Raw genomic sequence first — 12,420 nt, forward strand, 5'->3', positions numbered from 1 at the left:
CGGGCCTAAACGTTGCACTAAAGAAGGCCGTTCCACAGGGGCGGCCTTTTTCGTTGTGCCAGGCACTTCCTAGGTGAATCTGAATGTGTTCGAAGGGAGCAAATGCTTAGAAGGCCCGCCGTCGCCCAAGAACTGAAGCGGATTGAGGCTTCTTAATCCTTTGTCCACCTCACGCAAAGACAGGAAACCCACATGTGAAATGAAACAAAAAGTGGGGCGCGTATCTAGCGAACCGCTGAAGTAACCAGGAGGAAATCATGTTTGGTTTTGAATTCTTGAACTATGGAACGCAAATCCTTCACAGCAAGGATTTGGAGGACATGCGCGCCGCCATACTTGGAGACGACGATCAGGAAATCGAATGTGATAACAGCGACTTTTGCCGCGAGCGTAAGCGGTTCAAAGTCACGCTTGCGGAGTTGCCTAACGGAGCCTGACGCGTAAACGCGCGGCTAAAATAACTACCGTCAAGCTTCGTGCTGGTCGTTGCGTGGGGTGAAATCCATCAAGTGTCATTTTGGTTTTCTTAGGCTCAATGATTGTCGCGCGCGGGCTGTTTAGCTCATTCGTAGTCCTGCTGCGCACTATCGTTGCCAAGTTCAATCTAAAGACTGGTTTTTGGCGCCGGCTCCTGTCGCCCTTTTAGGTCCAACAAGGCCAACAAACCCCTTGCCAAACCCCACCAATCCAACTAATACGCGCGAGTTCTCGATAAGAACATCAAGGCGGGGTGATTCCCGCCTTTTGGGTTCGAAGAGGGTTGGCGATGCGCGTCTGTCCTCCTCTCAACCTCAACGCCTGATAAAAGGCTGTATCTATGCAAAGCCAAAATATCCGTATTCGGCTGAAGGCATTTGACTATCGCGTTCTGGATGCCAGCACGCAAGAGATCGTCAACACTGCCAAGCGGACCGGCGCGAACGTGCGCGGCCCGATCCCGCTGCCGAACAAGATTGAGAAGTTCACGGTTCTCCGTGGCCCTCACGTTGACAAGAAATCCCGCGACCAGTTCGAGATCCGCACGCACAAGCGTCTGCTCGACATCGTTGATCCGACCCCCCAGACCGTTGACGCGCTGATGAAGCTCGACCTCGCTGCTGGTGTGGACGTCGAGATCAAGCTGCAGTCGTAAGATCGGAGGGTATAGATTATGCGCTCTGGTATTATCGCAAAAAAAGTTGGCATGACCCGCCTGTTCATGGAAGACGGCAAGCAGATCCCTGTGACCGTTCTTCACCTGGACAACTTGCAGGTTGTTGCCCAGCGTACCGCTGACAAAGACGGCTACACCGCCGTTCAGCTGGGTGCTGGTGCGGCCAAAGCAAAACGCACCTCGAAAGCTATGCGCGGTCACTATGCTGCTGCAAAGGTCGAGCCCAAGCGTAAGCTGGCCGAGTTCCGTGTGTCGGAAGATGGCCTGATCGAAGTGGGTGCCGAGATTTCGGCAGAACACTTCCTGGAAGGTCAGAAAGTTGACGTTTCGGGCACCTCGATCGGTAAAGGCTTTGCCGGTGCGATGAAGCGTTGGAACTTTGGTGGTCTGCGCGCCTCGCACGGTGTTTCGATCAGCCACCGTTCGCACGGTTCGACCGGTCAGTGTCAGGATCCGGGCAAGGTTTTCAAAGGCAAGAAGATGGCCGGTCACATGGGTGCTGCCCGTGTTACCACCCAGAACCTGGAAGTCGTCAAAACCGACGCCGACCGGAACCTGGTCTTCATCAAAGGCGCCGTTCCCGGACCGAAATCGGGCTGGGTCACCGTCAAGGACGCCGTGAAGAAGAAAGCACCGGAAGGCCTGCCTTTCCCGGCTGCTGTGAAATCGGCTGCAACCGAAGCACCTGCGGAAGAAGCTCCCGCGGAAGGTGGTGAAGCATGAAACTTGATGTAATCAAACTGGACGGCGGCAAAGCCGGCGACATCGAGCTGAACGCCGATCTGTTCGGTCTCGAGCCGCGCGCGGACATTCTGCACCGTGTGGTCCGTTGGCAGCGCAACAACGCGCAGGCCGGCACCCACAAGGTGAAGACCCGCTCGGAAACCAGCTACTCGACCAAGAAGATCTATCGCCAAAAGGGCACCGGTGGCGCACGCCATGGTGACCGCAACGCGCCGATCTTCCGTGGTGGTGGTATCTACAAAGGCCCCGTCGTACGCTCGCACGGCCACGACCTGCCCAAGAAGTTCCGTAAGCTTGGCTTGCGCCACGCTCTGTCGGCTAAAGCCAAAGCAGGTGAACTGGTTGTGATCGAGAACGCCGAAGCCGAAGGCAAGACCGCCGCACTGGCCAAACAGGTTGCAAACCTGGGCTGGAAACGCGCTCTGGTCATCGACGGCGCGACCGTGAACGAAGGGTTCCTGAAAGCGTCCAAGAACATCGAAGGTCTGGATATCCTGCCGTCGATGGGCGCAAACGTCTATGACATCCTCAAGCGTGACACTCTGGTGCTCACCAAAGCGGCTGTCGAAGCACTGGAGGCTCGTCTGAAATGAGCGCGAAGGCAGAACACTACGACGTGATCCGCAAGCCGATCATCACCGAGAAGTCGACCATGGCGTCCGAGAACGGCGCGGTTGTCTTTGAAGTGGCGATCGACAGCAACAAGCCGCAGATCAAAGAGGCCGTTGAGGCGCTGTTTGGTGTGAAGGTCAAAGCGGTGAACACCACCGTGACCAAAGGCAAGGTCAAGCGGTTCCGCGGCCAGCTGGGCCGTCGGAAAGACGTCAAAAAAGCATATGTGACCCTGGAAGAGGGTAACACCATCGACGTATCTACCGGTCTCTGATCGGAACGGTCTATGGAAAGAATGGAAGACCCCCGCGAAAGCGGGGGTTTTTTTGTATGGCGGCGACACATAAATTTGACCTCGGATTAAAAGGCCAATTGCATAAATCGCTTGCGACGCCGGGTCAGAAGGTTATCCGGTTGAAGATAGAAAACACGGCAGGCGCATGACACATTCCATCCAACCGAACCCGGGCAATCCGCAAGTGACCGCAGCGCGGGATTGGGTGTCGACACTGGCCAAATACCGAGAGCCGAACCAGTTGCGTAGCGCGTTCGAGCTTGGCGTCAGCATCGTGCCATTTATTGCCTTGTGGGCGCTGTCGTGGATGTCACTGTCGATCAGCTACTGGCTGGCTTTTGCCATTGCAGTTCTCAACGCAGCCTTTCTGCTGCGTCTGTTTGCGATCCAGCATGATTGTGGGCACGGGGCGTTCTTCAGCAACCGGATGCTCAGCGACTGGACCGGTCGGGTGATCGGTGTACTGACCCTGACGCCTTATGATGTCTGGCGTCGTACGCATTCTACCCATCACAACAGCGCGGGTAATCTGGACAAGCGCGGGATGGGCGATATCCACACTCTGACCGTTGCAGAGTATCTGGCTTTGACGCCTCTAAACCGGTTTTGGTATCGGGTCTACCGCCACCCGGTCACCTTGTTTGGCTTAGGGCCCGGCTACCTGTTTCTGCTGCAGAACCGCCTACCGCTTGGCCTAACGGGTCTCCTGAAATTCTGGATCAGTGCCATGGCCACCAATCTGGCAATCCTTCTGGCTCTGCTGGCCATATACTATTTCGGCGGTGTGATGCCGTTGCTGCTGATCTTCCTGCCATCGACCCTGCTGGCCGCGACAGCGGGTGTCTGGCTGTTTTACGTGCAGCACCAGTTCGAAGAGACGCAATGGGATCCCGATAAGGACTGGCAATTGCACGAGGCCGCCCTGCACGGCAGTTCGCACTACATTCTGCCAACCGTATTGCAGTGGTTCAGCGCCAATATCGGCATCCACCATGTGCACCATCTGTACAGTCGCATTCCATTCTATCGCTTGACCGAAGTGTTGCGCGATCATGATGAGCTGGCCAACAGCAACCGGATGACCATCCGCGAAAGCCTCGCCAATGCGCGGTTGCACTTGTGGGACGAAAAGAGCCGTCGCCTGTTGTCCTTCGCCGAGGCGCGGGCGCTTTATGGGTAAGGGGCATGTCGCTTCTGACCTGACTTACCCATACAAAGCTATGACACGCGCTGAAGACTGCCCGTGGGATGGCACTGCAACGGTCGATCAGGGCGCTTTATGGTGCCAAATACATCCGAACTTTTAGCGAGGCGCAAATGTCCCCAAAGCGCTAGCCCGCCGGGACGGGCAGTCGCTGGCGCGGCGACCTTCTGCCGTGTTCCGCGCTTGGTTAAACAAATTTTTTCAGCCAAAATATTGCAGCGGTATCGGATGCTACTTCTATTTTGGCCCCGGTGGTACAGACTGCCGCCGAGGGTACTAGTTGGCTATGCGCTCCACACTATATCTACGAACATATAAGTTGATAGTTTCTAATCGTGAAGGATCGACGTTGTTAAGATGTGACCGGTAGATGCCAAAGTTAGGTAATGGGTCGCCGATATCAGGACCAGTGAAGCCATCGTGACGTGCAATGGTCCTGCCATCCAGTTTAACGTCTGCAAAACCGTCACGCTGGGCACTCCACTTAACGATTACTTCCAGAGCGTGCCATCTGTTCGGGCTTACTGGTTTGCCTGAGCGAACTTCGCGAACCTTTCCATCCTGAAATTCGAAATCTACTTTTGGACCCTGGCTCCGATAGTTTTTTGGTATCTCGACAGTGAGGTAAGGATTGAACCCAACCCCTCGCTTGTCACGGGGTTTGAGTTGAAAAAAAATAAACTTGGCTTCGAGCTGCCCATTTGGATCATCTATGTTTGGAAGCATGAATTGAAGTTTATAAATTACAGTTCCGCGTGCGCTACTAGAGTAATCTCTAAGCTCTTCGCGCTGGCGACCAGAAGCTTCCGCGGCGATTTCGCTTTCTCTACCATTCGGGGTCAATGTGAAATGCCACGCTTTCTCACCCTCGATTCGAACACGGCGGCTTTTTCCAACGGAATTGGATACTCGCTTAATCTTTTGGCGGATTTCTTGGGCAGAAGCAAAAAGTGGAAACTGTCCAGCCAAACCAACTGCGCCTAAACAAACCGCCTTAATGAAAACCCTGCGATCCATAAATAATTCCTCCTGAAAAATATCAATTCGTCATTTAGAAACCCAAAATCAGATCTGGCAACCTATTCCTTGAAGGTGCTCCCTCTTCAGCCCGATTCTTTAGGGCATGACTAAACAGAGAAACTTAGGCGCGCTTTCGTCCACATTGCGATCTGTGCCTGCAGCCTAAGACTTGAACAAGATTCCCCTATAGACACCCACCCCCAACACTGCTAAATGCTCCCAATCTTGCGGCCTCGGATTCGTTCCGGGGCCTCTGATATTTGTAACCGGGGACCTTCGGGGCCCTATACCCTTGGCACCTACGGGGGCCTATCACATAGCAGGGAAACCCCCTGCACTTGCTAAACGGAAGACAGAAAGCATGGCACTCAAGTCGTACAAGCCGACGACGCCGGGCCAGCGCGGGCTGGTGCTGATCGACCGTTCGGAGCTTTGGAAAGGACGTCCGGTCAAGTCTCTCACAGAGGGTTTGACCAAATCGGGCGGCCGGAACAACACCGGACGGATCACTTCACGCCGCCGCGGCGGTGGCGCAAAGCGTCTCTACCGGATCGTTGACTTCAAACGTAATAAATTTGATGTCGCGGCAACCGTCGAGCGGATCGAATATGACCCGAACCGGACCGCATTCATCGCACTGGTAAAATACGAAGACGGCGAGCAGGCATATATCCTGGCTCCGCAGCGTCTGGCTGTTGGTGACAAAGTCATCGCGTCGGCAAAAGCCGACATCAAGCCGGGCAACGCAATGCCGTTCTCGGGCATGCCGATCGGTACCATCGTCCACAACATCGAGATGAAGCCCGGCAAAGGCGGTCAGATCGCACGTGCGGCCGGTACTTACGCTCAGTTCGTTGGTCGCGATGGCGGCTATGCTCAGATCCGTCTGAGCTCGGGCGAGCTGCGCATGGTCCGTCAGGAATGCATGGCCACCGTTGGTGCCGTGTCCAACCCCGACAACAGCAACCAAAACCTCGGTAAAGCCGGTCGTATGCGCCACAAAGGCGTGCGTCCGTCGGTTCGTGGTGTTGCAATGAACCCGATCGATCACCCGCACGGTGGTGGTGAAGGTCGTACCTCGGGTGGCCGTACACCGGTTACACCTTGGGGTAAGGACACCAAGGGTAAGCGTACCCGCAACAAGAACAAAGCGTCCCAGAAGCTGATCATCCGCTCGCGGCACGCCAAGAAGAAGGGACGTTAATCCATGTCTCGCTCTGTTTGGAAGGGTCCTTTCGTCGATGCTTACGTGCTGAAAAAAGCCGAAGCAGCGCGCGAGTCGGGCCGCAACGAAGTCATCAAAATCTGGTCGCGTCGTTCCACCATTCTGCCCCAGTTCGTGGGTCTGACCTTTGGTGTGTACAACGGCCAGAAGCATATCCCCGTCAACGTCTCGGAAGACATGATCGGTCAGAAGTTCGGTGAATACTCGCCGACCCGTACCTATTATGGCCACGCCGCAGACAAAAAAGCGAAGCGGAAGTAAGTCATGGGCAAGGAAAAGAACCCCCGCCGCGTGGCTGAAAACGAAGCAATGGCGAAAACGCGCATGCTTCGCACCAGCCCGCAGAAACTGAACCTGGTTGCGCAAATGATCCGCGGCAAGAAAGTTGAGAAGGCTCTGACCGACCTGACTTTCAGCAACAAGCGTGTCGCGCAGGACGTCAAGAAGTGCCTGCAATCCGCAATCGCGAATGCCGAAAACAATCACAACCTGGACGTTGACGAACTGATCGTCGCCGAAGCATGGGTTGGCAAGAACCTGGTCATGAAGCGCGGTCGTCCGCGTGCCCGTGGCCGTTTCGGCAAGATCATGAAGCCGTTCTCGGAGATCACCATCAAGGTGCGTCAAGTTGAGGAGCAAGCCTAATGGGTCATAAAGTAAATCCGATCGGCATGCGCCTGCAGGTCAACCGCACCTGGGACAGCCGCTGGTACGCCGACACCAAGGACTACGGTGATCTTCTGCTGGAAGACCTCAAGATCCGTGAGTTCATCAACAAAGAGTGCAAGCAGGCCGGTATCGCCCGTGTGATCATCGAACGTCCGCACAAAAAGTGCCGCGTTACGATCCACACAGCACGTCCGGGCGTCATCATCGGCAAGAAAGGCGCGGACATTGAAGTTCTGCGCAAGAAGATCGCCCTGATGACAGACAGCGAACTGCACCTGAACATCGTCGAAGTGCGCAAGCCCGAGCTTGACGCGCAGCTGGTTGCCGAGTCCATCGCTCAGCAGCTGGAACGTCGTGTTTCGTTCCGTCGCGCAATGAAGCGGTCGGTTCAGAACGCCATGCGCATGGGCGCCCTGGGTATCCGGGTGAACGTCGCTGGTCGTCTGGGCGGCGCTGAAATCGCACGGACCGAGTGGTACCGCGAAGGCCGCGTGCCTCTGCACACTCTGCGTGCCGACATCGATTACGCACATGCCGAAGCGATGACCCCCTACGGGATCATCGGGATCAAGGTCTGGATCTTCAAAGGTGAGATCATGGAGCACGATCCGCAGGCACGTGACCGTAAAGCACAGGAACTCCAGGACGGCCCTGCACCTCGTGGTGCTGGTGGCGGTCGTCGTTAAGGAGGGAAAGATATGCTTCAACCAAAGCGTACTAAATTCCGCAAGATGCACAAAGGCCGGATCAAGGGTCTCGCCAAAGGCGGCTCTGATCTGAACTTTGGCACCTACGGCCTGAAAGCTCTTGAGCCTGAGCGTGTAACTGCACGCCAGATCGAAGCTGCACGTCGTGCCATGACGCGTCACATGAAGCGTCAAGGTCGTGTCTGGATCCGCATCTTCCCCGACACTCCGGTCACTGCAAAGCCGATCGAAGTTCGTATGGGTAAAGGTAAAGGTTCGGTCGACCGCTGGGCATGCAAAGTCAAGCCTGGCCGCGTGATGTTCGAGATCGACGGCGTCAATGACGACATCGCCCGCGAGGCCCTGCGCCTGGCTGCGATGAAACTGCCGATCAAGACCCGCGTCGTGGTTCGCGAAGACTGGTAAGCGATCCGGGGGCAACCCCGTTCGTTACAAGATCGACCCCCGTCGGGAAACCGGCGGGGGTTTTCTGTTGCGCTTGTGAAATTAAGGGCCGCAAAAACCGTCGACCTCGTCTCACTGCGCCCCTAGGCTGCCCGGTAGAAATGGGAGGGCCCTATGGTTCAGTTGCGCAAAAAAATGTTCGTCAAGGAAATCATAACCACCGATCAGTTGGGCCAGCCCTGCGATCCGATCAGCCGGGTTGCTGCGTTGGCGGTGTTCACGAACCCTCTAGCCAGCTGTCAGGCGGATGACCTTTCAGAGTTGTTTGAGATTGGTGCGCTTCTTGGCCCGGACCTCGCTTCCGAAGCGATATCCCAACTGGACGGTGCGCCGGTATCCTACGGCAAGGCAGCGATCATCGGTATAAACGGCGATCTTGAACAGGGCGGGGCGGCGATCCATCCCAAGCTTGGCGCGCCCATGCGCGCGGCAGTTGGCGGAGGAGAGGCCGTGATCCCTTCGAACGCCAAGCTGGGTGCGCCGGGTTGCACGATTGATCTGCCGTTGGGGCACAAGGACAATCCTTGGTCGTTCGACCATTTCGACACGATGACGTTGAACATCCCGGACGCACCTAAACCGGATGAGATCGTTCTGTGCCTCGCCTATGCCGATGGCGGTCGCCCGATTCCACGCTGTGGCAAAGGGCCCGTCAAAGGCTAATCGACTGGCCTTGCCGAAAACACTGGGGTATGCCCGGCCCATGGCACAGATTGAATCACTCTTCGTAACCCGTCTCTACCGCGCGTCCCTCTCCGAGTTCGATCCGAAGATCGACGCCCAGGAATTGGAAAGCTCATGCCTTGTCATCGCCGAGGATGATGAGGCCGGACAGGAATGGTGTGAAGAAAACGGCTATCCCGGCTACACCAGTTACGCCTCGCTGACCGATTTGCCGTGGCGGTTTCCGATCTTTGCCGATGTGGTCGCTGCGCTGGACCAGCACGTCGCCGCCTTTGCCAAGGATCTTGAGTTCGATCTGGGCGAGGGCGCGCTGAAGCTGGAAGACCTGTGGATCAACATCCTGCCCGAGGGCGGAATGCACTCCAGCCACCTGCACCCGCACAGCGTGATCTCGGGCACGACCTATGTGGCTATGCCCGAAGGCGCGAGCGCACTGAAACTGGAAGACCCTCGCTCGGGCCGCATGATGGCCGCGCCAACGCGGGTCAAAGGCGGGCGGCGTGATTTGCAGCCGTTCATCTATATGAAGCCGCAAGTCGGGGACGTGCTGCTTTGGGAAAGCTGGCTGCGCCACGAAGTGCCAATGAACATGGCCGAAGAAGAACGCATCAGCGTCAGCTTCAACTACAAGTGGGAATAACGTCGAAAGCGTGACCTCCCACGCTTATTGAAAAAGGGGCTCATCTGATTGAGCGGCTGTCTTCAGTTCTCCGATCATACGGTCGACGAAGGCCACTTGGGTGTGGGGCGACAAAAAGGTTTTGCGGCCAATTCCGATGACGTCAAATTCAACTTGCACGGGGCTGCCGTCCCGGAACACCAACCCGGTTTCCAAAATCTGACGGCGGATATTGTCTGAAACGATGACGATGGAATCAACGTAATGACCATGAGTGGCGATACCAAAGATTCCCCGTCCGAAATAGGTGATCATCGGCGCATGATCGCAAAGTGCGTCTGAGATGCACTCAGCGATATCGGTCACTTCGTCAATAAATTCCTGTGATGTGCATCTTTCATAGATGGACGCGATATTTGTAACTGTCAGGATTTGCAGCTTGGTCGCCCGGAACTTCAGCCTGCCAAGATGCGTCAGGTAGTTTTCAAAAGAATGTACTTTTAGAACCCCATCTACATCGTCGATTGTTATTGCGTCGCTGAGGGCAACGGCTTTGGTCATGTTTTGCGAAGTCGTGTCAAGTTGTTCAACACGCGCCGATGACTGCAATGCGTGCTTGATGCGTAGTCGCAGGTCATCGAAGTCCACCGGCTTGTTTACATAATCTGTCGCCCCTGCGGCAAAGGCATCGACAACATGTTTCTTGTCCGACATCGCAGTGACCATGATGATCGGCGCGTAACGATAGTCAGGCAAAGATCGAATCCGGCGGCATAGCTCGACCCCGGTCATTTTGGGCATTTGAATGTCTAGAAGGAACAAATCAAACGGACGGTCAGCGTGAGCGATTTTTTCCAAGCCCTGAATCGCGGACGATGCTGTCTCTACAGTGAAACTTCCATTAGAGGCCAGCCCAAGCGAAAGCACCTTCAAGATGTCCATATCGTCGTCGACTAAAAGAACTCTCATTGCAAACCTCCTGTATGGTTGGCGGTCTTTGGCTGAACTCAAATTTTGCTAGTTCTATGTGGTCACAAATGGATGCGACGCTGAATGCTGTTTTGAAAGTTGGTGCAACTTAAAGTGTTATTGCTTCTAGATGGTACCGTCAAAATTGCCGGACTGAAAAGATGTATTTTAGGCACAGCGCCTGCCATTGCGGATTTTCTTATCACTATCGGGTGAAAAGGCCATGCATATCGCCATCGCGACAGACAGGGTGAGTGGGAGAATGATCTTTCCCTTGCAAGCTATCCGCTAATACCTTGCGCGGCAGCATACTGCGACCTCTTGGTGTTATCATGCATCCGCTATGTCCAAGGTGGCATGCTCTGTGGTCGTCTGGTCTTTAAGGTTAAAAGGCAGGCCGTTAGGCCTGCCTTAGGTGTTTATTCGGTGATGATCTCGCCCGAAGGGCGGGGGGTCGTCGCCGTCTCGGCCGGCAGCACCGGATAAGTTACTTCAGGCAAAGTGCCGGTCAGGCTTTCCAGAAAGGCAACGATCTGGTTGGCTTCGTTGTCGCCCAGTTCCTCACCCAGTTGCGACTCGGCCATGATCTGAACCGCGACTTTCAGGTCCCATACTTTGCCTGAGTGGAAATAGGGTGCAGTCAATGCGACGTTCCGCAAAGGTGCCGCGCGGAACACATATTCGTCGTCCACGGTCTCAGTCACGGCAAAGCGGCCTTTATCGCCGACGGGCAGAACATCCGCGCCGGGTTTTTCGATCAGACCGAAGGGGTAGTACCCGCTACCGCCGACATTGACGCCCGAGTGGCAAGCGGCGCAGCCCATGTCCATGAATTGGGACAGACCGGCCAGCTGCTCTTGGGTCATGGCGTTGTCGTCACCGTTCAACCAGGCGTCGAACGGGGCAGGAGTGACAAGGGTGGCTTCGAATGCTTCGATGGCCTTGGCAAAATTGTCAAAGTTTACCGGGTCTTCTTCACCTTCGAATGATTCAGAGAACCACTCCACATATTGCGACATCGAATTTAGCGTTTGCACCAGATTAACCGGTGTGTTGGCCATTTCGACACCGGCCTGAACCGGGCCTTTCGCCTGCGCGGCCAAGTCTTCGGCGCGCCCATCCCAGAACTGCGCTTCGTTGAAAACCGAGTTCAGGGCCGTGGGGGAGTTGCGCGGGCCACGTTGCCAGCCGTGCCCGATCGAGGTTTCAAGGTTGTCGTCCCCGCCAGTCGCCAGATTGTGGCATGAGTTGCACGAGAACACACCCGATGCGGACATGCGCGGATCGAAAAACAAGGCTTTGCCCAACTCGATCTTTTCGACAGTGATCGGGTTATCATTCACCGCAGGTACGGTCGAAGGCAGGGGTTCAAAAATATCAAGCGCTTCGTTGCGCAAGTCATTCGCCTGAGCACCTGTAGCCAAGACCGCGATCATTGCTGCATGAGTGAGGCTGGATTTCAGTTTCATTGTTTGCTCCAATAACTGTAATCTCCCTGCTGAACTATTTAGTTTACTTTGAGTCAGGCACTTTGATTTAGATCAATTCTAAACTGGCTGCGCGGCACAATTTTAGACTTCTTCTAATTTGCTCTGGTGTTTTCTTAGGAACGGGTAAATACCGGTGTCATGTCCGCCGGTATTCGGGTAGCCCGGACGTGTTAGTTGGGTTAAGGACTCGCCGAAGTCTGACAACTGTCGATAGCTCAAACTTCCTCTTGCCACCTATCCCCTAAACCCTTATACGGCGGCATCCTGCGATCTCCCGGCGTTGTCGGGCGATTCGTATGTCTATCATTCATCCACCAGGTCCAAGGTGACCCTGTCAGGGGGCCTTCTGGTGTTTTGAGCAAAGGAAAAAGGCGATGAACGCCCAAGAACTGCGTGACAAGACCCCGGACCAGCTCCGCGAGGAACTGGCCAACCTGAAGAAAGAAAGCTTTAACCTGCGCTTTCAACAGGCAACCGGTCAGCTGGAAAACACTGCCGGCATCAAAGCGGCCCGCCGCAATGCCGCCCGTGTCAAAACCATTCTGAACGAAAAGGCCGCTGCAGCGGCATCCGAGGAGTAATCAG

General features: G+C 55.4%; 17 protein-coding genes. 14 read left to right on the plus strand and 3 right to left on the minus strand.

Annotation, left to right across the window (positions count from 1 at the left end; genetic code table 11):
* Window positions 1–257: 257 nt before the first annotated feature.
* The 6 genes from GOW48_RS18145 (at window position 258) to GOW48_RS18170 (ending at window position 3,984) form a co-directional block, all read left to right on the plus strand.
* Window positions 258–437 carry a hypothetical protein gene (locus GOW48_RS18145; RefSeq protein WP_170755571.1) on the plus strand — a complete coding sequence of 60 codons (180 nt, stop codon included), beginning with the start codon at window positions 258–260 and terminating at the stop codon, window positions 435–437.
* Window positions 438–817: 380 nt separating this feature from the next.
* Window positions 818–1,132, plus strand: a complete 315-nt coding sequence (rpsJ, locus tag GOW48_RS18150; protein ID WP_008756422.1) for a 30S ribosomal protein S10 — start codon at window positions 818–820, stop codon at window positions 1,130–1,132.
* A gap of 18 nt (window positions 1,133–1,150) precedes the next feature.
* Complete coding sequence (rplC, locus tag GOW48_RS18155; protein WP_170356691.1) at window positions 1,151–1,876, plus strand: 50S ribosomal protein L3; 726 nt, start codon at window positions 1,151–1,153, stop codon at window positions 1,874–1,876.
* Window positions 1,873–2,490, plus strand: a complete 618-nt coding sequence (gene rplD, locus GOW48_RS18160; RefSeq protein WP_008756644.1) for a 50S ribosomal protein L4 — start codon at window positions 1,873–1,875, stop codon at window positions 2,488–2,490. Before rplC ends, rplD begins: the two co-directional genes overlap by 4 nt.
* Window positions 2,487–2,783 (plus strand): 50S ribosomal protein L23, encoded by a 297-nt coding sequence (locus tag GOW48_RS18165; RefSeq protein ID WP_008757532.1) that lies wholly within the window; start codon window positions 2,487–2,489, stop codon window positions 2,781–2,783. Before rplD ends, GOW48_RS18165 begins: the two co-directional genes overlap by 4 nt.
* 166 nt (window positions 2,784–2,949) lie before the next feature.
* Window positions 2,950–3,984 (plus strand): fatty acid desaturase, encoded by a 1,035-nt coding sequence (locus GOW48_RS18170; RefSeq protein ID WP_170755572.1) that lies wholly within the window; start codon window positions 2,950–2,952, stop codon window positions 3,982–3,984.
* A gap of 300 nt (window positions 3,985–4,284) precedes the next feature.
* On the opposite strand, the gene GOW48_RS18175 is transcribed toward GOW48_RS18170, so the two are convergent.
* Window positions 4,285–5,025, minus strand: a complete 741-nt coding sequence (locus GOW48_RS18175; protein ID WP_170755573.1) for a heparin lyase I family protein — start codon at window positions 5,023–5,025, stop codon at window positions 4,285–4,287.
* Between the two features lie 364 nt (window positions 5,026–5,389).
* Here GOW48_RS18175 and rplB point away from each other — a divergent pair, with 364 nt between their 5' ends.
* The 7 genes from rplB (at window position 5,390) to GOW48_RS18210 (ending at window position 9,397) form a co-directional block, all read left to right on the plus strand.
* Window positions 5,390–6,232, plus strand: a complete 843-nt coding sequence (gene rplB / locus GOW48_RS18180; protein ID WP_170356688.1) for a 50S ribosomal protein L2 — start codon at window positions 5,390–5,392, stop codon at window positions 6,230–6,232.
* A gap of 3 nt (window positions 6,233–6,235) precedes the next feature.
* On the plus strand, window positions 6,236–6,514 hold the full coding sequence (rpsS, locus tag GOW48_RS18185) for a 30S ribosomal protein S19 (protein WP_005980699.1): 279 nt from the start codon (window positions 6,236–6,238) through the stop codon (window positions 6,512–6,514).
* Between the two features lie 3 nt (window positions 6,515–6,517).
* Complete coding sequence (gene rplV / locus GOW48_RS18190) at window positions 6,518–6,898, plus strand: 50S ribosomal protein L22 (protein ID WP_039538267.1); 381 nt, start codon at window positions 6,518–6,520, stop codon at window positions 6,896–6,898.
* Window positions 6,898–7,608, plus strand: a complete 711-nt coding sequence (gene rpsC, locus GOW48_RS18195) for a 30S ribosomal protein S3 (protein WP_170356687.1) — start codon at window positions 6,898–6,900, stop codon at window positions 7,606–7,608. Before rplV ends, rpsC begins: the two co-directional genes overlap by 1 nt.
* Window positions 7,609–7,620: 12 nt before the next feature.
* On the plus strand, window positions 7,621–8,034 hold the full coding sequence (gene rplP, locus GOW48_RS18200) for a 50S ribosomal protein L16 (RefSeq protein WP_058283513.1): 414 nt from the start codon (window positions 7,621–7,623) through the stop codon (window positions 8,032–8,034).
* A 153-nt stretch (window positions 8,035–8,187) separates the two neighbouring features.
* Entirely contained in the window at window positions 8,188–8,736 is a 549-nt protein-coding gene (locus GOW48_RS18205) for an amino acid synthesis family protein (RefSeq protein ID WP_170755574.1), read from the plus strand.
* A gap of 40 nt (window positions 8,737–8,776) precedes the next feature.
* Complete coding sequence (locus GOW48_RS18210; protein ID WP_170755575.1) at window positions 8,777–9,397, plus strand: 2OG-Fe(II) oxygenase family protein; 621 nt, start codon at window positions 8,777–8,779, stop codon at window positions 9,395–9,397.
* 24 nt (window positions 9,398–9,421) lie between these two features.
* Here GOW48_RS18210 and GOW48_RS18215 read toward each other — a convergent pair whose 3' ends face one another.
* A complete protein-coding gene (locus tag GOW48_RS18215; protein WP_170755576.1) occupies window positions 9,422–10,387 on the minus strand; it encodes a response regulator in 966 nt (321 codons plus the stop codon).
* A 377-nt stretch (window positions 10,388–10,764) separates the two neighbouring features.
* Window positions 10,765–11,814, minus strand: a complete 1,050-nt coding sequence (locus GOW48_RS18220) for a cytochrome-c peroxidase (RefSeq protein WP_170755577.1) — start codon at window positions 11,812–11,814, stop codon at window positions 10,765–10,767.
* Window positions 11,815–12,209: 395 nt separating this feature from the next.
* Between GOW48_RS18220 and rpmC the strand changes: the two genes are divergently transcribed.
* Window positions 12,210–12,416, plus strand: a complete 207-nt coding sequence (gene rpmC, locus GOW48_RS18225) for a 50S ribosomal protein L29 (RefSeq protein WP_010437082.1) — start codon at window positions 12,210–12,212, stop codon at window positions 12,414–12,416.
* The last annotated feature ends 4 nt before the right edge of the window (window positions 12,417–12,420 follow it).

It is taken from the genome of Ruegeria lacuscaerulensis, assembly GCF_013033355.1.
Taxonomy (GTDB): Bacteria; Pseudomonadota; Alphaproteobacteria; order Rhodobacterales; family Rhodobacteraceae; genus Ruegeria; species Ruegeria lacuscaerulensis_A.

Bases quoted from the DNA above. Each gene is read 5' to 3' on its own strand.
- GOW48_RS18145 (WP_170755571.1), top strand. From the start codon at position 258: ATGTTTGGTTTTGAATTCTTGAACTATGGAACGCAAATCCTTCACAGC.
- rpsJ (WP_008756422.1), top strand. From the start codon at position 818: ATGCAAAGCCAAAATATCCGTATTCGGCTGAAGGCATTTGACTATCGC.
- rplC (WP_170356691.1), top strand. From the start codon at position 1,151: ATGCGCTCTGGTATTATCGCAAAAAAAGTTGGCATGACCCGCCTGTTC.
- rplD (WP_008756644.1), top strand. From the start codon at position 1,873: ATGAAACTTGATGTAATCAAACTGGACGGCGGCAAAGCCGGCGACATC.
- GOW48_RS18165 (WP_008757532.1), top strand. From the start codon at position 2,487: ATGAGCGCGAAGGCAGAACACTACGACGTGATCCGCAAGCCGATCATC.
- GOW48_RS18170 (WP_170755572.1), top strand. From the start codon at position 2,950: ATGACACATTCCATCCAACCGAACCCGGGCAATCCGCAAGTGACCGCA.
- GOW48_RS18175 (WP_170755573.1), bottom strand. From the start codon at position 5,025: ATGGATCGCAGGGTTTTCATTAAGGCGGTTTGTTTAGGCGCAGTTGGT.
- rplB (WP_170356688.1), top strand. From the start codon at position 5,390: ATGGCACTCAAGTCGTACAAGCCGACGACGCCGGGCCAGCGCGGGCTG.
- rpsS (WP_005980699.1), top strand. From the start codon at position 6,236: ATGTCTCGCTCTGTTTGGAAGGGTCCTTTCGTCGATGCTTACGTGCTG.
- rplV (WP_039538267.1), top strand. From the start codon at position 6,518: ATGGGCAAGGAAAAGAACCCCCGCCGCGTGGCTGAAAACGAAGCAATG.
- rpsC (WP_170356687.1), top strand. From the start codon at position 6,898: ATGGGTCATAAAGTAAATCCGATCGGCATGCGCCTGCAGGTCAACCGC.
- rplP (WP_058283513.1), top strand. From the start codon at position 7,621: ATGCTTCAACCAAAGCGTACTAAATTCCGCAAGATGCACAAAGGCCGG.
- GOW48_RS18205 (WP_170755574.1), top strand. From the start codon at position 8,188: ATGGTTCAGTTGCGCAAAAAAATGTTCGTCAAGGAAATCATAACCACC.
- GOW48_RS18210 (WP_170755575.1), top strand. From the start codon at position 8,777: ATGGCACAGATTGAATCACTCTTCGTAACCCGTCTCTACCGCGCGTCC.
- GOW48_RS18220 (WP_170755577.1), bottom strand. From the start codon at position 11,814: ATGAAACTGAAATCCAGCCTCACTCATGCAGCAATGATCGCGGTCTTG.
- rpmC (WP_010437082.1), top strand. From the start codon at position 12,210: ATGAACGCCCAAGAACTGCGTGACAAGACCCCGGACCAGCTCCGCGAG.